Raw genomic sequence first — 19,830 nt, 5'->3', positions numbered from 1 at the left:
GCGGCGCGGCTCCTTCAGCCTTCGCGATCCAGTCGATAGCGCTCCAGGAGTTGCCGCAGAAGCTGCTCTGAAATGCCCATTTTTGCGGCAGCGATGAAGGCATTCCCGCCAGCATCCCGCCACTTGGCGGTGACGTAGCGTCTCTCGAAGGCTTCCAGCACGAGCTCACGTGCCTGCTGCAAGGGCAGCGCGAGCAGCCTGTCGACCGAGGGCTCGCTCGAAGGCTTCCCTGCAGGCACGACGGCCGCCGCGCCGTCGTCTGCCGTGGGGTTGGCCTGCTCTTCCGAGATCGCCGTTGCGATCTCCTCGGGCAGGAACACCAGACGCACCACCATGTTCTGCAGCTCTCGCACATTGCCCGGCCAGGCATGCGCGGCGAGCAGATCGAGCGCCGTCGGCGGAAGGTCGGAGAGCTTGCGCGAGGGGGTCTGGGCCGCAAGAAAACGCTCCGCGAGCATCGGGATGTCATCCTTGCGATCGCGTAGCGGCGGCACGCTCATCTCCAGCTCGGCGAGGAGATAGTAAAGGTCGCTCCGGAACGTGCCTTCGTCGACCTGGGCTTTGAGGTTGCGACGCGTGGCCGCGATGACGCGCGCCTCGAAAGGGAGCCCCTCGCTGTCGCTGGAGGGCTCCAGCCGCCTCGACTCGAGCACACGCAGCAGCCTGGCCTGGAGGTCCGGTGAGAGGTCCCCGACGTCTTCGAGGAGCAAGGTGCCGCTGCGCGCACGCATCAACGCGCCGTCCTGCCCTGCGAGCATGGCGCCTTCCGCTCTCGTCCCCGCGTGACTCTGGCTGGAGGCCTGACCGAAGAGGTCGCGCTCGACATGCCTGGGCGGTCGGCCACTGATCTCGACGGCCACGAAGGCCTCGTTCCGCTGCACACCGCCCTCATGGAGAGCGCGCGCGAGGAGCTTCTTGCCCGTCCCCAGCTCGCCCGTGAGAAGCACGGCGTCGCCGACTGCGGAGGCACGCTCCAGGCGCGCGAAGAGGGAGCGCATCACCTGAGATTGACCGACGGCGTCACCGAACGAGGTGCTCCGTGACAACGGCAGAAAGGTGGGGGGCGACGACATGACCACGGAGAGCCGCGTCGTGCCGATCCGGATCGTTGCGCCCACGGGCAAGATCGCCTCGACGATCCTGATCTCACCGACGAACGTCCCGTTCTTGCTCCCGAGATCACGAAGGGTGATCCCGCGTGAGGACAGCACGAACTCGCAATGTCGTCGGGAGACTGCCGGATCGCGCACGGTGAGGCCGCACTCTGCGCTGCTCCCCACCGCGAGAGGTGCAGCCCCCAGAGCGGCCGTCTCTTTTCCTCCCAGAGGGGAGGTCGCCGTGACCCGCACCGTGGGGATCTGGATCCCGTCCTCGGGAGAGACGGCTTCGGAAGGAAGGAGTCTCATCAGGAACTATGCAACGTTACTTGCTCAGAGCCGCCGCGTGGTGCTCCAGGTGGTCACCGATGAACGTGGCGATGGTGTAGTAGCTGTGATCGTAGCCCGGCTGCATCCGGAGCGTGAGCGGGTGGCCCACTTCCTCGCAGGCGCGGCGGAAGATCTCGGGCTTCAGCTCCCGCTCCAGGAACTGATCCTTGTCGCCGACGTCCACGAGGAGGGGCAGCCGCTCCTTGGCCACACGAACGAGCTGGCTGGCATCGAACTCGGCCCAGGCGCCCTGATCCTCGCCCAGGTAGGCACGGAAGGCCTTCTGACCCCAGGGCACCTGCGACGGCGCCGTGATGGGCGCGACGGCCGAGACGGCGCGGTAGCGGCCGGGGTTCCGCAGCGCGATCACCAGGGCGCCATGGCCACCCATGGAGTGACCCAGGATGCTGCGCCGCTCTGCCGCCGGGAAATGAGCTTCGATCAGGCCCGGTAGCTCACTCACCACGTAGTCGTACATCCGGTACTGACGGGCCCAGGGCTCCTGGGTCGCGTTGAGGTAGAAGCCTGCCCCGCAGCCGAGATCGAAGGCGTCGTCATCGGGCACCCCCTCGCCACGCGGGCTGGTATCGGGGGCGACCAGGATGAGGCCGAGCCGGGCTGCATGCGCTTGCGCTCCAGCCTTGGTGATGAAGTTCTGTTCGGTGCATGTCAGGCCGCTCAGCCAGTACACGACCGGGCAGGGCCCGGAGGCGGCCTGGGGAGGGAGATAGACGCCGAAATTCATCGAGCAGCCGAGGACGGACGAGTCGTGGCGAAAGACCTGCTGCTCACCGCCGAAACTGCGGTTGCTGGACACGAGGGTGGGAGAGGAAGGCATCACTTCGCTGCATAGCACGACCTCCCTGGTGGTCGTCGTGAGCACACCGACCAAGGGTTGGATCTCCGATGATCCAACCGCGATATCGGCTCCGATCGCTGGCCTCGCGACCCGTGTTACGCTGGGGTCTCCATGCTTACCCTGCTGCCCCGTGTCCCTTCACGCTCATCTGGATGGGTCCCTGCCCTCGCCGCGCTGGCCCTCGCTTCGACCGGATGTTCCATCATCAGCGGCGATCACGAGACGGAGACGCGATTTCCGGTCAGACCGGGAGGTTCCACGACGTTCGCTGGCTGGAGCGAGATCACCATCACCGAGAACCCCCATCAGGTGAGCGCCGCCGAGCTGCGGTACGTACGCCTCGAAGCCGAGGATACGTCGGTGACCGACATGGGCTTCATCCGCAACATCACGGGGGACGTGAAGGTGGGCGACCAGCTCACCCGCGTCGTGCAGAAGGCGTCGATGCCGAAGGGCGAACGCATCGTGCCCCTCGACGTGGTTTACAAGGACGACATCCGACAGTTCTTTTACGAGGATCCGGAAGGCGAGGGCTGGACCATTCACATCGACTGGAAGGGAGAGATCGATCCGTCGTATCCGCTGCCTCCCGAAGGTGTGTGGGTGAAGGTGAAGGTCTCCGTTCGCATCGAGGAGTAAGCGCGACGAGGGACCCAAGCCGCGCATTCCTGGCTGGTCCATGGCTTCAGCACCCAGCGCGCCACACCGCCGCTCGGAGTAGCCCCCTGACTCGCCCGCTCGCCGACGCTCGAGAAGCGCCGATGGAGCGATGAGGAGGTCCACGCGCCATGGCCGAGATGAAGGAAAACGCCAACTCCCTTTTGTTCTCCCTGGATCAGCTCATGGGGTTGGAGCGCCAGCGGCAAGAAGAGGAAGCAGCTGCCGCTCTGCGCCGTGCGACCGCCGAAGCGACGGCACGGGCACACGCCGAAGCGCGAGCCAGGGAAGCCGAACTCGCCAGGATCCGCGCCGAAGAGGAGCGCCGCAGCCTGGAGGAGCAGCGCATGCGCGAGGAGAACGCGCGGCTCGAGGCGCTGAAGCAAGCAGAGGTCGAGCGCGCTCGGGTCGAGGTCGAACAACGCTCCAGGATGGAGGCACTGCTCCGGCAGCAGGAGCACGAACGCTCTCTGGCCCAGATGGCGCAGGACCAGCACAAGAAGCGCCTGCAGCGGCTGCTCGCCGCGAGCACCATCGGCGGGGTGCTGGTGCTGGGAGCTTCCTTCGGGGTGTACTTCGGAAAGATCAAGCCGGAGGCCGAGAAGGAGCAGGCCACTCAAGCCGCAGCGCTGGCGGCGCAAGAGGCGGAGCAGACCCGGCTGAAGCAGGAACTCGAGCAGCGCGCCGGACAGATCGCGTCACTCCAGGACCAGTACCAGCAGGCCAGGAGTGAAAAGGAGAGGCTCGAACTCCAGCGACAGATCGACGCGCTGACGTCCAGGCAAGCGCCTTCGCATCACGGGGCAGGCCCGAGGGCGGTGGTCAGCAAGCCCGATGCGCCCAAGAAAAAGTGCGACAAGGGCGATCCCATGTGCGTGGACTTCTGAGCCGAGCCCGGACCCAGAGATCTCAGATCTCGTAGTCCTGCACGAAGATCTTCGCCTGCCGGACACTGACGAGGACCCAGTCCCCCTCGGAGAGGCCGAGCTGAGCGAGACGCTCTTTGGTCACCTCGACCACGAGCGGACGTCCATCGGTGAGACGAAGCTCCAGCTTCGCGGTCCATCCGACCCGCGACATCCGCTCGATGCGCGCAGCAGCAGGGCTGATCCCCGGCCCCTCGCTGGCGTCGGAGCGCTCCTCCGCGCCCTCGTCGAGCGGCGACGCCGGCGTCGAGCCAGCCTCCTGGCGGACGCGCGCGTGCAGCTCCACGTCGTGGGGGCGGATGAAGGCACGCACGCTGGCGCCGTCTCCTGCGCCCGACGGAGCCCCCACGGAGATCCCGCCGAGGGCTGCCTGCGCGCCACGCACCTGCCCCTCGAACACGTTGATGGATCCCACGAAGCTCGCCACGAACTCGGTGGCGGGACGATCGTAGATCTCCTCCGGTGTACCGATCTGCTCGACACGACCGCGGTTCATCACGATCACCCGACTGGCGAGATCCATCGCCTCTTCCTGGTCGTGGGTGACGAAGACGCCGGTGAGTCCACGCTCCTGGTGAAGGCGGCGCAGCCACTCACGCAAGTCGAGGCGCACCTTGGCGTCGAGCGCCCCGAAGGGCTCATCGAGCAACAGCAGATCCGTTCCTGGAGCGAGAGCACGGGCCAGGGCCACGCGCTGGCGCTGCCCCCCGGACAGCTCCGTCGGATAGCGATCACCCAGGCCGTCGAGCTGCACGAGCGCGAGGAACTCGTCGACGACGCGCTGGACCTCGGCCTTCGGCCGCTTGCGGATGCTGAGGCCGAAGGCCACGTTCTCGCGGACCGTCATGTGCCGGAAGAGCGCGTACCCCTGAAATACGAAGCCGATGTCGCGATCCTGCACCCGGGTGTGGGTGGCGACCCGTCCCCTGAGGTGCACCTCCCCTTCGTCGGCAAACTCCAGCCCGGCGATGATCCGGAGCACCGTGCTCTTGCCCCCGCCGCTGGGGCCGAGCAGCGCCACCATCTCGCCACGGGCGATCTCGAACGAGACGTCGTCGAGCACCTGGGTCGCCCCAAACCGCTTCTTCAGGCCACGAACCACGATCCCCACGGCGGCTACTCCTCTACCTGGCGCGAACCAGCACGCCAGCGCTTGAGCATTTCCATGGCGCCGAGCAGCGCGAGGGAGGCGACAGCGAGCACGACGGCGACCGCATGAGCCCCGAGATCGTCGCGATCTTCGAGCGCCCGGTACACGAAGCTCGTCGCCGTCTCCGTGCGGCCGGCGATGCCCCCGGAGATGATCAGGACGGCGCCGAACTCGCCGATGCTACGAGCCGCCGTCAAGGTGATCCCGTAAGCGAGTCCCCAGCGGATCGAGGGCAGCGTCACCCGGAAGAACGTGACGAGGGCGGAGGCCCCCAGGGTATGGGCCGCGGCCTCCTGCTCCGTGCCGACCTCCTCGAGCACCGGAGCCACCTCACGGACGACGAAGGGCAACGTCACGAACGTCGTTGCCAGCGCCATCCCTGGCCACGCAAAGGCGATCTGGACGCCAAGCGCGCGCGTCACCGGCGTGAAGAGGCCCTGACGCCCGAAGAGCTCGAGCAACACGAACCCGACGATGACCGGCGAAATCGCGAACGGCACGTCCACGAGGCCATTCAGGAGCCGCCGGCCACGAAAACGGTCACGGGTCAGCACCCACGCGATTGCCGTGCCGAACACGGTGTTCACCACGACGGCCGAGAACACCATCAGCGCCGTCATCGAGAGAGCATGACGGACATCCGGCCGAGCGAAGACCTGAAAGAACGGCCCGAGCCCCTCGCTGAAGGCGCCATGGAGCAGCGCCGCAGCCGGAACCGCGACCAGCGCACAGACATAGACGACGGCAATGGCAATGAGCGCCGCACGCCCGAGCCTGACACGCCTAGGCATGCGCTGCTCGCCGGCCGAATGCATCCACGAGCAGCAGGATGGAAAATGAAATCGTAATCAAGACGAGCGCCATCGCGCTCGCCGCGAGTGGATTCCCCGACTCCACCTCACCGAAAACGAAGACCGCCGCGGTGAGGGTGCGGCGCGGGATGTTCCCTGCCACCACCACGATGGAGCCGAACTCTCCGAGAGCCCGCGAGAAGCTGAGCAAGGAGCCACTCACGATGGCAGGCGAGAGCGACGGCAAGATCACCCGACGAAATGCCGCGACGTCGCTCGCGCCCAGAATGCGAGCCGCCTCTTCCTCGGCAGGGTCGAGTTCACGCAGCACCGGCTCGACGGCGCGCACGACGAACGGAAGGGTCACGAAGAGCAGGCAGAGAAGGATCGATGCAGGCGCATACACGACGCGGAGTCCAGCGCCGTCCAGGGCGCGTCCGAGCGGCGCGGAGGGCCCCAGCAACACCACGAGCATGAGCCCTGCGACCAGCGTGGGGATGGCGAAAGGCAGGTCGATGAGCAGGTTGAGGATGCGTCGACCCGGGAACTGGTAGCGCACGAGCACGTAGGCGATGAGTGTGCCCATCACCGCGTTGATCAAGGCCATGATCGCGGCCGACTGCAGGGTCAGCAGCAACGCGCTACGGGCCACGGGGTGCCAGAGCGCGCGCGCGAGGCCTCCGAGCCCAGCAGAGAACCCGCTCCTCGCCACGATGCCCACGGGCAAGGCGACCATGAGCAACAGGTAGCAAGCCGCGGCAGCCCGCAAGCCGTACCGACCCCATGGAGCGGGAGGGCCCGGCAGGCGTCCACCACGTCGAGCCAGATGGGCGAAGGGAAAAGCCGCGCTCAGAGGCAGGGAGATTCGCGCGGGAGGAGGGCGGAGCGCAATCGGATTCAGAAACCCACATCGGAAAGGTCGAGAATGTGATTCCCGACCCTTTCCGACGAGGCGAGCGCTTTCAGCGCATCCTCACGGGGTCCCCATGTGGGGGAATTCACCCGCGGTGGACTGTGCTCAGTGGCCGCCGACGATGCCCCCATCCCCGCCGAAGTAGCAGAGGTGGAGGTACGGCCGCTGAGCGACGTTCGGGTGCTCACTGGCGCGGTAGGAGTGCAGCGCCGGAGACGCGCCTTCCTCGAGCAGGAAGCCGTGGTTGGCTTCGATCCCGTACACCCACTCGCTCACGATGGTGGTGACGTCCACAGCGTGGGCCGCGGTGCCCGACACGGTCGTGAAGGAAGCGAGCACGGCGGGATCCCAGTTGTTGTTGAGGCTCCCGGCCGTGACCGTGCTCTCGGTCCACGGCGCCAGCACCTGGTGGATGTTGATGGGGTTCTGCAGCGTCGTGTACTCCTGGAAGATGCCGAAGCTCGCCTGGGTCACGATCGCGCCCGACGGCACGAAGTTGAGGTCGAACTGCACGAGCGCCTTCTTCGGGGGGCTGGTGTTTCCGGTCCGGAGGCTCGCCAGAGCGCCCTCGTTGTAGTTCGGGGACAGCGGGTAGATCGACGCATCCTCGGCGTGGCCGAAGGTGCCGCGCTGGACCGTCACGCACACCGGCGCGCAGACGCCGCCCTCGTCGATCTCACCATTGCAGTTGTTATCGACGCCATCGCAGTACTCCGGCGCGCCGGGGTAGGTGTTGGGGTTGGCGTCGTCGCAATCGTCGCACGAGTTGATGCCGTCGCCGTCGTTGTCGATGAGAGCGCACGGGACCGTGCCGCTGCAGTCCTCACCGATGCAACCATTGAGGCCCGAGACGAATGCACCGCTGTCGAACGCCGTGTCGCCAGCGTCACAGATCACGATCTGGAGCAGGTTGTTCGTCGAGCCTCCGGCCAGCGGCGCCCGGGTATTCAAGATCCCCGTGGTCCCGTTGTACTCCGTGCCGTTCGCGGGCGTGAGGACGACGGAGCCGCTGCTGAAGAACGGCCCGTTGATGGTGATCGGCGCGCCATTGTCATCGAACGCCACCTGCGACCCGTTCAGATAGACACCGTAGACGTCATTGTAGGAGGAGCCGACCCACTCGGGGAACTCCTCGCTGCCGAACACCGAGTTGAACTGGATACCATTGAACGAGGCCGCCAGATCGAAGGTGATGGTGAGGATCGAGGCGTCGTAGCTGGTGTACCCCGGAATCAGCGCGTCGCAGAGCGGATGCCCGGGAAGGTTGTTCGCGGTCGTCGTGGTCGGCGACGAGTTCGGAGGGAGCGCGTCGATTGCTCTGCCCGTCGTGAGGAGCGTGCCATCCGCGAGGCCGAGCGGCCCGTCCGTGAAGAGGCCCGAGGCGTGAGCCGCACCCGAGTAGCTGACGGAGGTGATGCTGACGGCGCCGCCGCTCCCGAGCAGAGCGTTGGCCAGGGCCTGAGCGTTATCGGTCGGTGTGACGTTCAGCGCATGTGCGCTGCTTGCAATGGCGAGGGTGGAGATGGCGAGAGAGGCTGCGGTGAAACGACGAAGACCCATGACACGACCTCCGAGAACAAGGCACCAGAACGCCCCAAATGGCTGATTGGGATGGGCCTGCCCCGTCCGGGGAGCGGCCTGCGATGTCCTCATATCTAGTCGGGTGAGGTTCAATGTCAATCATAGGATTGAGTTCTTCGAAAGTCGCTATCGAGAAAATCCGGCCAGTATCCATCGACATCGAGTGTGGTGTCAATGCGCCCATGACGCTCGAATCCTGCTCACGGATTTTGAATCAAAGACGAATCCTTCAGGAGAACACGGCTTCATTCCGCGTGTCAACGCCGCTTCGGAGCGCGAGATCTCGGCGTGGAACCGTCGCGTGGACCGTCGAGGCCGGCCCCGAGCACGCTCGAATTCCCATGAGCTCCCATGAGTTCTCACGACTTCTCGCGGCTTCTCGCGACTTCCGCGCGGCTGACGGCCGGATGGGCGCATCACGATGTCAATCGACAGATTGAACCGTGGATTGGTGGGTGAATTGACCGACGTATTGACGAGACGCGACGACGGATTGTCGAGGGATGGACGGCAGATTGACGTCATCCAGTCGCGCCGCGTGGCTCCGGAAGCTGCATTTCCGGAGTGGCCCTCTATTTCGCCCTCGAATGAATGACCAGGGGACGACGCCTTGGACTGAGCGGACGTGACGCTGATACGCGGAGCGCTCGCCGTGGGTCCCATCGCGTCATTGAAACACCGCGTCATGACGTGGCCACGGTGCCCCGGGAGACGACCGAAACCGCGGCGCTTTTTCGAAGCGGATCCGCCCCACGATCGCCCTCTCTCCCTTCCCACGCTGGTCGAGCCGCGGCGCGAGACCTGTGATAGAGCGCGACCGTGTCTTATCCAATCAGTAAGCTTCGAAACACGCTCGACGTCTTTCTGGCGTCGGTGGCGTCGGTCTGCTTCGGCTTGAGCTTCGGGCATAACTACGGTGCCGACAATCAACTGGTCTACATGCTCGGCTCCCTGAGGTTGCTCGATCCCAGCATCCTGCAGCGAGACTGGTTCGTCACCCAGACCACCCAGTATCACCCCACGTTCAAATATCTGGCTGCGGGCCTCATCGCCGTCGACCCCCGGGGATGGGCGATCGGCATCGCGCACACGGCCGTGGTCGCGGCCGGCGCGCTGTGCATGTACGCGCTGCTCCGCGCGCTCTGCGGCCCGAAGCGCGCATTGCCAGCCTTTCTCATGATGCTCGCCCTCGCCTTCCAGACGCGCACGGACGGGGCCACGGCGACCTACGTCTTCGACAAGTTCTTCCAACCCTCCACGCTGGCGAGTCTCGGGTTGCTGGGAGCTGCGGCTTTCTTCGCCCGGGGGCAGTGGCTTGCGTCCGGTCTGTGCGCCGCGCTGAGTGGGCTGTTCCACGCGAACTACCTGGTCCTGCTCGTCATGGCGCTGCTCATCGCGCATCTCGCGATGGGTCGAGAGGGGCTGGGCCCCCGGCTGCTGCTTCAGCTCCTCGTACCGAGCGCGGTCGTTCTCCTGTTTTTGCCTGTGCTCCTCGGCGCGGCGAACGCGCCCAATCAGGCCGCAGCGCAGGAGATACTCTTCAAGATCCGTGCTCCGCACCACTATGACGCCATCAAGCACAAGGGGGAGTTCCAGTCGGCCGTGGCCTGGCTGCTCCTCGGCGGCGCCGGCGCGCTCTGTCTCGCCACCCGCGGCGCGGCGCCGTTGCGGCGCGTCGGTGCGTTGATCGCTGGCCTCTCCGCCGTCATCTGGGGAGGTCTCGTCCTTTCCACCCTGTTCCAGCTCCCCAAGGCCACCCAGCTGTTCTCATGGCGGCTCTTGCCTCACAGCATCCTGCTGCTCCAGGCGGTGGCGTGCGCTGGTGCGGTCACCGTCATGACGGAACCTCGACGCGCGCGAAACGTGCCCAACATCGCGCTGGCGCTGGTGTTCGGCGGCGTGGGCTCCCTCTGTCTGCTCAATGCCGGGCGTGACGACCGCACGCTCGCGGCGATCGTGCTCGCCATCAGCGCAGCCCCGCTGCTCGTCTTTCTCGCGCACACCGGGATGGAGATGCTCGCTCCTACCGCTGGAGGGGTACGGTTCGGCCGCTGGCTGCGGCGTGCCGCCGTTCCGGTGGCGTTGCTCGCTTCCCTCGCCATCGTCGTCCCCGTCGCGGTACGTCAGTTGAAGGAGTACAGCGCCCGTTCCAACCTGGTCCGGGGGCAGGGTCAGGACGAGCAGACACTCTATGCCTGGATGCGCGAGCGCTCCCCGAAGGACGCGCTCTTCCTCACGCCACCCCGCATGGACACGTTGAGGTTCTGGGGGCAGAGGGCCATCGTGGTGGACTGGAAGGCCAACGCCATGATGCCCGGAGAGATCCCGGAGTGGTTCAAGCGCATCAAGGACGTCACGGGCCGCTCGACCATCAAGGGCAGGTCGGACCTCGACGCATATGAGCAGATGGACGAGAAGCGGCTACAGCTACTTCGCTCGCGCTACCGTGTCGATTACGTGGTGGTCCGGCGCGATCGGGAGCGGGAGCTGGGAAATCACCCCGTCGCGTTCTCGAACGGGCGTTACGTGGTGCTCGACGTCCGCGCCGGGATCTGAGCGCTCGATGCTCTGATCGATGATGGTGAGGGGGCGCCGCCGCACCTGCTGGTAAATCCTGCCGACGTACTCTCCGATGATGCCGAGAAACAGCGCGTTCAGGCTCAAGGAGAGCAGGATGAGCACGGTCGTGGTGGCGAAGCCGATCGGCCAGTTCGCACCGAACAGGATGCGACCGACGATGTAGCCGATGACCCCCAGCAGCGTGATCACCGACACGGCGAGGCCCGTGTACGTGGCCACGCGCAGCGGCACGGTGGAATGGGCAAGGATGCCGTCGAGCGCCAGTCCGAACAGATCCCGCAGAGAGAACTTGCTCTCTCCACGGACTCGCCCGGCCCGATCGTACGGGATGCCCTTCTGCTGGAACCCCAGCGTCGCCAGCGTGCCGCGCAGGTAGGGTTTGTCGTCCGAGATGCGCCGGAGCACGCCGATGACCTTGCGATCCACCAGCCTGAAGTCCCCCGCGTCGAGGGGCAGCCGGTCCTCGCTGAGGAGGTCGATGAGGCGGTAGAACACCTTGCGGATCCAGGTGATCAGCCACCCCTCTCTCCGGGCGCGGCGGACCCCGTAGACGATGATGTTGCCCTCCTCCCAGGCGCGGATGAACTCGACGATGAGCGAAGGAGGATCCTGGAGATCGCAGTCGATCTGGACCGCCGCGTGCCCCCGCGCCTTCACGTACCCGGTGTAGATCGAGCGCTGAAAGCCGAAGTTGCGCGAGAATCGAAACACCCGCACCCGCGCGTCGCGCGCGGCCAGCGCGGAGAGCTCGGCGAAGGTGCCGTCCTGGCTGCGGTTGTCGGTGAAGACGAACTCGTGGTCGTACCTGTCCGCGATGGGCGCGAACACCGCGTTCACCGCCTCGTACAGCGGCACGATGTTGCCCTCTTCGTTGTACACGGGCACGACGATCGAGATGAGCTTCCGCTCGCCGGTCTCGCCCATCACCCACCCCCCGCTGGGGCCACACCGGACAGCGCTGCCACCGTCCGACGCAACCCCTCGTCCAGGTCCACCTCGGGTCGCCACCCCGTCGCGCTCATGAACCGCTCGCCATCACCGACGAGCCACATCGGCTCATCCTCCCGGTAGGGTCGCCGTCCCAGCCCGAGATCGGCGTCAGGCCGACCCAGCGCCCGCGCCACGCCCTCGGCCACATCCCGGATGCGTGCAGGCCTCCCGCCGCAGAGGTTGTAGGCCTCGTACGGCGCCAGGGCGGGCGTGACGGCGGCCGTGACGAGCGCCTCGACCACGTCGTCCACGAACGTCAGATCACGCACCTGCTCACCTCCCGTGAGCGTGGGCGTCTCTCCACGCTGCAAGCAGCGAACGAGGTACGGCACCAGGCGATGCTCTCCCTCACCCGGGCCGTACACCCCGAAGAGCCGGAGCGTCACGAAGGGGAGCGCGAGCGTTCGCGCCAGCGCAGCCCCGAAGAGCGACGCGGCCGCCTTGGCGGCACCGTAGATCGAACGTGGTGCGACGGGCGACGACTCCGTGAGCCGCTCGGGTTCAGCGACCGGCCCGTACTCGGAGCAGGTCCCCGCGAAGAGAAAGCGCTGCATCGGCCGACCCTCCAGGGCCGAAAGCAAGCCCGCGACGAACGCGATGTTGCCCTCGATCATCCGGCCTGCGTCACGCTGGTCGGGATGGACCCCGTACGCCGCCAGGTGGAAGACGGCCTCCACCTCGTCGACCCCGCGAAGCGCCGCTCGGAGGGCATCGCGCTCGAAGGTGTCGGTTCGGACGACGGTGACGTCGAGGCCAGCCAGCCGCTCCACGGCGCTCTCCGCCCGCACCAGCGCGACCGTGCGCACCCCCTCAGCGACCAGCCGACGGCAGAGCGCCGACCCGATGAATCCCGTCGCCCCCGTGACCAGCGCGGACCTCGGTGCGCGCGTCATGCAACCTCGGCCTCGCCTTCGAGGAGCGCCTCGTAGGCGGCGAGCTGCGTGTCGAGCAGCGCCACCGCGGAGGCCGGGTCGGCCAGGTAGCCCCGATACCACGCCGCCGTCAGGGTGAGCGTCTGCTCGATCCCCAGCCGCGGACGCCACCCGAGCCGAGCCCGCGCCTTGCTGCAATCCAGCCGCAGCGCGGTGGCCTCGTGGGGTGCTGCCGGATCCACCGGCGCGATCTCCAGCGCCCCATGGCCGAGGCTCTCCACCAGGCGCCGCGCCAGCTCTCCCACGGGCAGCGGATCTTCCATGGGCCCGAAGTTCCACGCGCCCACGTGGGCCTGTCCTGTCTCGTGGAGCCGCTGCCCCAGCGACAGGTAGCCCGCCAGAGGATCCAGCACGTGCTGCCACGGCCGCGTCGACCTGGGGTTGCGGATCAGCACCGGCTTCCCTTGCGCCGCCGCGCGAACGATGTCCGCCACCAGCCGATCCTCCGACCAGTCGCCACCACCGATCACGTTACCGGCCCGGGCCGTCGCCACGGCAGGCCCGCCCTCCGCGCCGAAGTACGAGCGCTGGAAGGCCGACGTCACCAGCTCGGCGCACGCCTTGCTCGCGCTGTAGGGGTCGTGACCGCCGAGCGGCTCGTTCTCACGGTAGCCCCAGACCCACTCCTTGTTCTCGTAACACTTGTCCGAGGTGACCACGACGATGGCCCGCGCCGACGCAACGCGCCTGCACGCCTCGAGCAAGTTCACCGTGCCCATCACGTTCGCGCCGAACGTCTCGACGGGATCCCGGTAACTCCTCCGCACCAGCGCCTGCGCTGCCAGATGAAACACCAGCTCCGGCCGGTGCTCGGCGACGACCTCGGAAAGCGCCGCCAGATCCCGGACGTCGCCCGAGACCGACGTCATCCCGCGCCCGATGTTTGCGGCCTCGAAAAGGTTCGGCACCTGCTCGGGGGGCAACGCGAAGCCCACCACCTGCGCCCCCATGCGCTGCAGCCAGCGGCACAGCCAGCTCCCCTTGAAGCCGGTGTGCCCTGTCACGAGCACCCGCTTGCCCGCGTAGAAGTCGTTCAGCATGCGCTCACCAGGACTTCCACGGAGCCTTGCCGGACTCCCACAGCGTCTCGAGCAGCCGCTTCTCTCGCAGCGTATCCATCGGCTGCCAGAACCCCTCGTGCCGGTATGCAGCGAGCTGCCCCTTCGCCGCGAGCCGCTCGAGCGGCTCCCGCTCCAGCGACGTCGCGTCCTCGTCGATGTGATCCAGCACGGCCGGCTCGAACACGAAGAACCCGCCGTTGATCCAGCCCTCTCCCGATTGCGGCTTCTCCGAGAACTCCCGCACCGACACCCCGTCCAGCACGAGCCCCCCGAACCGCGCCGGCGGCCTCACCGCCGTCACCGTCGCCAGCTTGCCGTGCGCGCGGTGGAACGCCATCAGCGCGCGGAGGTCCACGTTCCCGACCCCGTCACCGTACGTCACCATGAACGTCTCGTCGCCGAGCCAGCTCCGGAGCCGCCGGATGCGCCCCCCCGTCATCGTGTGGAGCCCCGTGTCCACGACCGCAATTCGCCAGTCCGGCGCCTCGGTCCTCAGAATCTCCTTCGTCCCGTCCTTGAGATTGACGATGTAATCGGAGTGCCGGATGAAGAATGAGTGAAAGTAGTCCTTGATGACTTCGCCCTTGTATCCACAAGCCACGACGAAGTCGTTGAAACCGTGGCTCGCATAGATATTCATGATGTGCCACAGGATCGGATGAGCGCCGATTTCGATCATCGGCTTCGGGCGCGCCTCGGTATGCTCCGATAGGCGGCTGCCGAAACCTCCGGCAAGCAAGACCACTTTCATGGGCGCGCAGGCTACCACAGCTCTCCGAGCCGAGCGTGTCACCGACGGGATGCCGACAGCGCGCCCCCCGTGCTAGGGACGCCTCCGGTCCCATGGCAGCCGCGGACGGCGCGACGAACTCCCCCGAACGCGGCTGGCTCTACCGCCACCGCATCGCCCTGACCGCCTCGGTCGTGGTCGCGCTCGGCTTTGCGTGGCTCATGCATGTGGGCGCGCTCCCGGTCGTCCCGCCCCCCGACGCCTTCGAGGGCATCAACCCCTGGCTCGTCGTGCTCCAGGCGGTGCTCTACCTCCTCGCGCTCTACGTACGCGCGCATCGCTGGGCGTGGCTCCTCGAGCCCATCCATCCCGTCCCGCTCCGTCGCGTGCTCACCGTCTCCTTCATCGGGTACGGCGCGCTCCTGCTCCTGCCCTTCCGCACGGGCGAAGTGGTCCGCCCCGCCCTCATCCGCCGCGAAGGAAAGCTCTCCGGCTGGGCGGCCATGGGCACCGTCGCCGCCGAACGGATCATCGACGGCCTCGTCCTCAGCGTGATCCTCCTCGTCGCGCTCCAGCTCGCAGAGCCTCTCTCTCCCCTCCCCGATCACATCGGCGACCTCGCCGTTCCCGTCGCGGTGATCCCGGTCGCCGCGTACGGCGCGCTCGCCGTCTTCGCCGCCGCCTTCGCCGCCATCGGGCTGTTCTACTGGCGTCGCGCCTGGGCCCGCCACCTCGTCGACGCCACCCTCGGCCGCCTCTCCCCTCGCCTCGCCACGCGCATCGCGGAGATCCTCGAACGCCTGGCCGACGGCCTCGGCTTCCTGCCCAGGGCCAGCGTCACCGCGCGGTTCCTCGCCGCCACCGTGCTCTATTACCTGCTCATCGCCGCGTCGATTCAGCTCCTCGTCGCGAGCGTCGGCCTCCACCCCACCGACTTCGCGCGCGCCACCGCGATCATGGGCGTACTGCACCTCGGCGTGCTCTTGCCCAACGCCCCCGGCTACTTCGGCGCCTTCCAGGTCTCCGTCTACGCCGGCCTCGCCATGTACCATCCCCCCGCCGAGGTCGCCGGCCCTGGTGCCGCCGTGGTCTTCCTGCTCTACGCCACCCAGATCGGCCTCACCCTGCTCACGGCCGCCGCAGCCCTCCTCATCGAGCACCTCTCTCCCCGCGACGCGCTCGCGATCCCGGACGGCGCGGCGCCGCCGCCCACCTAGGCCCGGCGCGGGCGTCATGCTATCCGGCGCCCGTCCATGGCTTTCTCCCTCACCGCCCTCCTCGACGACGCCTCGGCGTACATCCTGTTGCAGCGCGCCGTGGGCGCTCACCTCGCACGCCACGCCTGCATCGAGGCGCTCGCCCCCCGCCCTGGCGATCACATCCTCGATATCGGCTGCGGCCCCGCCTATTACCTCGATCGGCTCCCCCGCTGCGACTACCACGGCTTCGACACCGACGAGCGCTACATCGCCCATGCGCGCCGGCAGTTCGGCGACCGCGCGAAGTTCTTCGACGAGCCCTACACCGAAGCGCGCCGCGCCGAGCTCCCGCGCTTCGAAGGCGTCCTGCTCATGGGCCTCCTGCATCACCTCGACGACCGGGAGAGCGACGAGCTGCTCGATCTCGTCGGCCGCTCCCTCGCCCCCGGGGGCCGGGTCGTCTCGCTCGACACCGTCCTCTTCGACGACCAGAGCCGCCTCTCCCGCTTCCTGGCAAAGAACGACCGCGGCCTCTTCGTGCGCTCTCCCGAAGCTTTCCGGTCCCTCGCCCGTCACCGCTTCGGCCGTGTCGAGGACCGGCTGCTCGGCGACACCCTGCGCATGCCCGCGGCCCATTTCATGATGGTGCTCTCCGAGCCGCTCCAGCCTCAGGCCGACGAGTGAGCGCCGAGCCCGCCCCCGCCTCTCCCGCCGCAGCGCTCGACGCCTCCACGCCGCCGCCCGCCGGGCCCGATGCGCCCCCACCGCCGCCTCGACGCAGCCTCCTGAAGAGCGCCCTCCGCCTCCTCGGCCCGGTCATCCTCGTCATCGTCATCCTGCGCATCCCCGACCGCGACGAGATGCGGAGTGCCCTCGCCTCTGCCGCGCTGCTCCCCATCCTCCTCGCCACCCTCCTCAACGCCGCCAACGTCTACCTCAAGGTCGTCCGCTGGCAGGTGCTCCTCCGCACCCGCGACATCCACTACCCCACCCGGCGCGCCTTCTCCGCCTTCCTCTCCTCCGTCTACGTCGGCATGCTGACCCCGGGCCGCGTCGGAGACGTGCTGCGCATCCAGTACCTCCGGCACGATCGAGGCGTCCCCTACGCCGAGGGCCTCGCGTCCATCGTCATGGACCGGCTCTGCGACCTCTACGTGCTCGCCGCCTTCGTCGCCTTCGGCGTCGTCCGCTACAGCCCCGTCATCGTCGGCGAACTCGCCTACGTCACCTGGGGTGGCGTGCTGCTCATCGCCATCGCCCCCCTCTTCCTGCTCGTCCCCGGCCTCGCCGAGAAGCTCTTCCGCGGCCTCTACGACCGCCTCAGCCGCGGTCGCGCCGAAGGAGGCCTCGACCGCTTCCTCGCCGCCGTGCGCGCCAACATCGGCCGCCCCCTCCTCGTCACCCTCCCGCTCACCGCCCTCGCCTTCGTCGTCAACTACGTGCAGGGCTGGATCATCGGCCAGGCCATGGGCATCGACCTCGGCATGGTCGACGCCACCTGCCTCCTGGCCATCGCCAGCTTGCTCGGCCTCCTGCCCATCTCGGTCTCCGGCGTCGGCGTGCGCGAGCTCTTCTTCTCGCTGGTGTTCCCGCTGCTCGGCTTCTCGGCGGGCGCCGGCGTCAGCTTCGGCCTCCTCGTCTTCGCCGTCATCTACGTGGTCAACATCGTCGCCGGCTTCGTGAGCTGGCAGGTCGCGCCTCCCCCCACCGCCCCCACGGGTGAAGGCGGGGACACAGCCCACCGCCTCGCTTGACAAGGGCCCCAAAGTAGCCGAGACCTCCCGCCCGTGCGGGCCCGCCTACGGAATCACGTCTCGGCCGCGCTCACGCGCATCGACAACGCCGCCGATCAAGCCGTCCAAGCAGGCCGCACCTGGCTGCTCTGGCCGTTCTTCTACGCCATCACCGCGGGCTCCGGCCTGTGGATGCTCACCCACCGCGACAAGCTCCCGCAGGTCGCCACGAACAAGCTCGGCGCCGAGACCGCCGCGCAGATGGCGCTCTGGGTCGGCATCACGATGGCCGTGCTCGTCGCCGTCTACGCCGCCTTCGCCGTGGCGCACCGCGTCCGCACCGGTAGGTTCCACCTCCTCGAGACCATCGGCGATCTCAACCGACGGCTCCGCTTCCTTCTCGCGCTCCCCTTCGCCCCCGCCCTCGCGCTCCACAAGATCGAGGTCGACAAGCCCGAACTCACCTACTTCCTCGCCGCCATCTGCGCCGGCATCCTCGGCTGGACGGTCTACGGCTGGTCGAAGCCGGCCCGCCTCGCCGAGGACGACGCGCGGGACGCGCGGGATCCCGAACCGCCTGCGCCGCGCCCCCTTGCCGCCCGCATCACCGCGGCCCTCTCGGTCACCGCGCTCTGGGCCGGCTACAGCCTGTTCTTCTCGCGGCTCTCGATCACCAACCACCACGCGCTCAACACGCGCGCCATCGACCTCGGCTACTACGACAACATCTTCTATCAGTCGATCCACGGCCGCCCCCTCGCCTGCACCTTGATCCGCGGCGGCTGGCACGGCTCGGCGCACTTCGACCCGCTCCTCGTCCTCCTCTCCCCGCTCTACCTGCTCTACCCCCGCGCCGAGTCCATCCTCGTGCTGCAGGCGGTGTGGGTCGGCGCGGGCGTCATCCCGCTGTACCTGCTCGGCATGGAGAAGCTCGGCAAGCGATGGCCCAGCTTCGTCATCGCGCTCCTCTACGCCCTGTACCCGGCGCTGCACGGGGCGACCATGTACGAGTTCCACTCGCTCACGCTCCTCACGCCGCTCATCCTCTGGGTGCTGTACTTCCTGGAGCGCGGCTGGCTGCGGGCGTATGCGCTGATGCTCGTCCCCACGCTCCTGCTCCGCGAGGACGTGCCGCTCCTGCTCTGCTTCGTCGGCGTCTACGCCATCCTCACGCGACGCCCCGGGTACGCCCGCGTCGGCTGGGCGACCATCCTCGCCAGCGTGATCTACTTCATCGTCGTCAAGCGCTTCATCATGCCGTCGCCCGGCGTCTTCATGTCGGGCAAGAACGCGCTCTCCTACGCCTACTATTACGAAGATCTCATTCCCAACAAGAACGGCGTCGGCGGCCTCATCGTCTCCGTGCTCAGCAACCCGTCCTTCGTCCTGAAGCACGTCTTCGCCGAGCCCAAGGTCCGCTACTTCCTCACGCTGTTCCTGCCCCTCACCTTCCTGCCGTTCTTCGCGCGCACCGGCCGCTTCATGCTCGCGTACGGCCTGCTCTTCTGCTTCCTCGCCAGCCGCACCGCCGTCTTCTCTCCGGCCTTCCAGTACTCGAGCGTGATCATGCCCATCGCGTTCGCCCTGGTGCCCATGGCGCTCCGCCAGATCGAAGACTCCCGCGCCCCGGCTGCGCTGGGCCTCGACGCCCGCCGCCTCTCGCGTGCGTGGCTCGGTGCCGCGCTCATGGCGAGCTTGCTCCTCTCCTGGAAGTTCGGCGGCCTCGTCCCCAACGAGGCCTTCCGCGGCGGCTTCGGCCGCGTCGCGCGCTCGCTCACCGACGCCCAGCGCGAGACCCACACCTGGCTCCGCGAGCAGGTCGACAGCCTCCCGAACGGCGCCAGCGTCGGCGTCACCAACCGCACCGGCCCCCACGCCTCGAACCGGAAAGACGTCTACTTCTACCCGGGTCAGGGCACCGTCTACGACTGGCTCCTCATCGACGAGGGCGAGTTCAAGGAAGCGGATCGCACGAAGCACAGCACGCGCGTGCAGCGCGGCGACTACCGCCTCGTCAGCCGCCACAAGAGCACCAAGTTCGCGCTCTACGAGCGCAACAAGGACGCCAAGGCCGAGCCGCCGCCTCCTGCCACCGCGAGCCCCACGAGCGCCGCGACGGCTGCGCCCAGGCCTTCGGTGAAGCTCCCTACGTCACCGAAAGGTGCTGCCGACAAGCCCGAAGAGCCCGCGACCGAAGAAGGACCGGAGGAGCCGCCGGGCGGCGAATGACCTCCTGCCTGGCATCGACCGGGCAGCGAATGTCCTACTGCCTGGTATCGACGGCGTCCGTGGACTAGAAGC

At 67.7% G+C, this 19,830-nt stretch carries 16 protein-coding genes and 1 pseudogene; 7 read left to right on the top strand and 10 right to left on the bottom strand.

Features of this window, described 5'->3' with window-relative positions:
- Positions 1 to 14 precede the first annotated feature (14 nt).
- Together CMC5_RS06260 and fghA are read right to left on the bottom strand one after the other, a co-directional pair.
- The gene (locus CMC5_RS06260; RefSeq protein WP_050429550.1) at positions 15 to 1,406 is read right to left on the bottom strand and encodes an FHA and sigma-54 interaction domain-containing protein; all 1,392 of its coding nucleotides are present in this window, start codon (positions 1,404 to 1,406) and stop codon (positions 15 to 17) included.
- Between the two features lie 16 nt (positions 1,407 to 1,422).
- On the bottom strand, positions 1,423 to 2,265 hold the full coding sequence (gene fghA, locus CMC5_RS06255) for an S-formylglutathione hydrolase (RefSeq protein ID WP_050435744.1): 843 nt from the start codon (positions 2,263 to 2,265) through the stop codon (positions 1,423 to 1,425).
- A gap of 132 nt (positions 2,266 to 2,397) precedes the next feature.
- Between fghA and CMC5_RS06250 the strand changes: the two genes are divergently transcribed.
- Together CMC5_RS06250 and CMC5_RS06245 are read left to right on the top strand one after the other, a co-directional pair.
- Positions 2,398 to 2,925, top strand: coding sequence for a hypothetical protein (locus CMC5_RS06250; protein WP_050429549.1), 528 nt, complete (start codon positions 2,398 to 2,400; stop codon positions 2,923 to 2,925).
- Between the two features lie 149 nt (positions 2,926 to 3,074).
- A complete protein-coding gene (locus CMC5_RS06245; protein ID WP_050429548.1) occupies positions 3,075 to 3,830 on the top strand; it encodes a hypothetical protein in 756 nt (251 codons plus the stop codon).
- A gap of 22 nt (positions 3,831 to 3,852) precedes the next feature.
- Here CMC5_RS06245 and CMC5_RS06240 read toward each other — a convergent pair whose 3' ends face one another.
- The 4 genes from CMC5_RS06240 to CMC5_RS06225 all read right to left on the bottom strand — a co-directional run bounded on the left by CMC5_RS06240 (position 3,853) and on the right by CMC5_RS06225 (position 8,283).
- Complete coding sequence (locus CMC5_RS06240; RefSeq protein WP_050429547.1) at positions 3,853 to 4,980, bottom strand: sulfate/molybdate ABC transporter ATP-binding protein; 1,128 nt, start codon at positions 4,978 to 4,980, stop codon at positions 3,853 to 3,855.
- A gap of 5 nt (positions 4,981 to 4,985) precedes the next feature.
- A complete protein-coding gene (locus CMC5_RS06235) occupies positions 4,986 to 5,810 on the bottom strand; it encodes a sulfate ABC transporter permease subunit (protein ID WP_050429546.1) in 825 nt (274 codons plus the stop codon).
- Positions 5,803 to 6,579, bottom strand: a complete 777-nt coding sequence (locus CMC5_RS06230; protein WP_218920233.1) for an ABC transporter permease — start codon at positions 6,577 to 6,579, stop codon at positions 5,803 to 5,805. Before CMC5_RS06230 ends, CMC5_RS06235 begins: the two co-directional genes overlap by 8 nt.
- A 249-nt stretch (positions 6,580 to 6,828) precedes the next feature.
- On the bottom strand, positions 6,829 to 8,283 hold the full coding sequence (locus tag CMC5_RS06225) for a choice-of-anchor L domain-containing protein (protein WP_050429544.1): 1,455 nt from the start codon (positions 8,281 to 8,283) through the stop codon (positions 6,829 to 6,831).
- 960 nt (positions 8,284 to 9,243) lie between these two features.
- Between CMC5_RS06225 and CMC5_RS48910 the strand changes: the two are divergent.
- Positions 9,244 to 10,647: pseudogene (locus CMC5_RS48910) on the top strand (DUF6798 domain-containing protein); the annotation flags it as partial.
- Between the two features lie 84 nt (positions 10,648 to 10,731).
- On the opposite strand, the gene CMC5_RS06205 reads toward CMC5_RS48910, so the two are convergent.
- The 4 genes from CMC5_RS06205 to rfbF are packed head-to-tail and all read right to left on the bottom strand — an operon-like array spanning position 10,732 to position 14,618.
- Entirely contained in the window at positions 10,732 to 11,808 is a 1,077-nt protein-coding gene (locus CMC5_RS06205; protein ID WP_063796224.1) for a glycosyltransferase family 2 protein, read from the bottom strand.
- The gene (locus CMC5_RS06200; protein ID WP_050429540.1) at positions 11,808 to 12,767 is read right to left on the bottom strand and encodes an NAD-dependent epimerase/dehydratase family protein; all 960 of its coding nucleotides are present in this window, start codon (positions 12,765 to 12,767) and stop codon (positions 11,808 to 11,810) included. The genes CMC5_RS06205 and CMC5_RS06200 overlap by 1 nt, the downstream gene beginning before the upstream one ends.
- A complete protein-coding gene (rfbG, locus tag CMC5_RS06195) occupies positions 12,764 to 13,846 on the bottom strand; it encodes a CDP-glucose 4,6-dehydratase (protein WP_050429539.1) in 1,083 nt (360 codons plus the stop codon). The genes CMC5_RS06200 and rfbG overlap by 4 nt, the downstream gene beginning before the upstream one ends.
- Before the next feature lie 4 nt (positions 13,847 to 13,850).
- Positions 13,851 to 14,618 (bottom strand): glucose-1-phosphate cytidylyltransferase, encoded by a 768-nt coding sequence (gene rfbF / locus CMC5_RS06190; RefSeq protein ID WP_050429538.1) that lies wholly within the window; start codon positions 14,616 to 14,618, stop codon positions 13,851 to 13,853.
- 92 nt (positions 14,619 to 14,710) lie between these two features.
- Between rfbF and CMC5_RS06185 the strand changes: the two genes are divergently transcribed.
- The 4 genes from CMC5_RS06185 to CMC5_RS06170 are packed head-to-tail and all read left to right on the top strand — an operon-like array spanning position 14,711 to position 19,758.
- Positions 14,711 to 15,814 (top strand): lysylphosphatidylglycerol synthase transmembrane domain-containing protein, encoded by a 1,104-nt coding sequence (locus CMC5_RS06185; RefSeq protein ID WP_050429537.1) that lies wholly within the window; start codon positions 14,711 to 14,713, stop codon positions 15,812 to 15,814.
- 36 nt (positions 15,815 to 15,850) lie between these two features.
- A complete protein-coding gene (locus CMC5_RS06180; RefSeq protein ID WP_050429536.1) occupies positions 15,851 to 16,480 on the top strand; it encodes an SAM-dependent methyltransferase in 630 nt (209 codons plus the stop codon).
- Positions 16,477 to 17,550 carry a lysylphosphatidylglycerol synthase transmembrane domain-containing protein gene (locus CMC5_RS06175; protein ID WP_245678324.1) on the top strand — a complete coding sequence of 358 codons (1,074 nt, stop codon included), beginning with the start codon at positions 16,477 to 16,479 and terminating at the stop codon, positions 17,548 to 17,550. The genes CMC5_RS06180 and CMC5_RS06175 overlap by 4 nt, the downstream gene beginning before the upstream one ends.
- A 33-nt stretch (positions 17,551 to 17,583) precedes the next feature.
- Positions 17,584 to 19,758 (top strand): DUF2079 domain-containing protein, encoded by a 2,175-nt coding sequence (locus CMC5_RS06170; RefSeq protein WP_050429535.1) that lies wholly within the window; start codon positions 17,584 to 17,586, stop codon positions 19,756 to 19,758.
- The last annotated feature ends 72 nt before the right edge of the window (positions 19,759 to 19,830 follow it).

This window comes from Chondromyces crocatus (genome assembly GCF_001189295.1).
Classification (GTDB): Bacteria; Myxococcota_A; Polyangia; order Polyangiales; family Polyangiaceae; genus Chondromyces; species Chondromyces crocatus.
The sequence above is the reverse complement of the archived record's forward strand: the minus strand, read 5'-3'. Positions and strand labels throughout refer to the sequence as shown.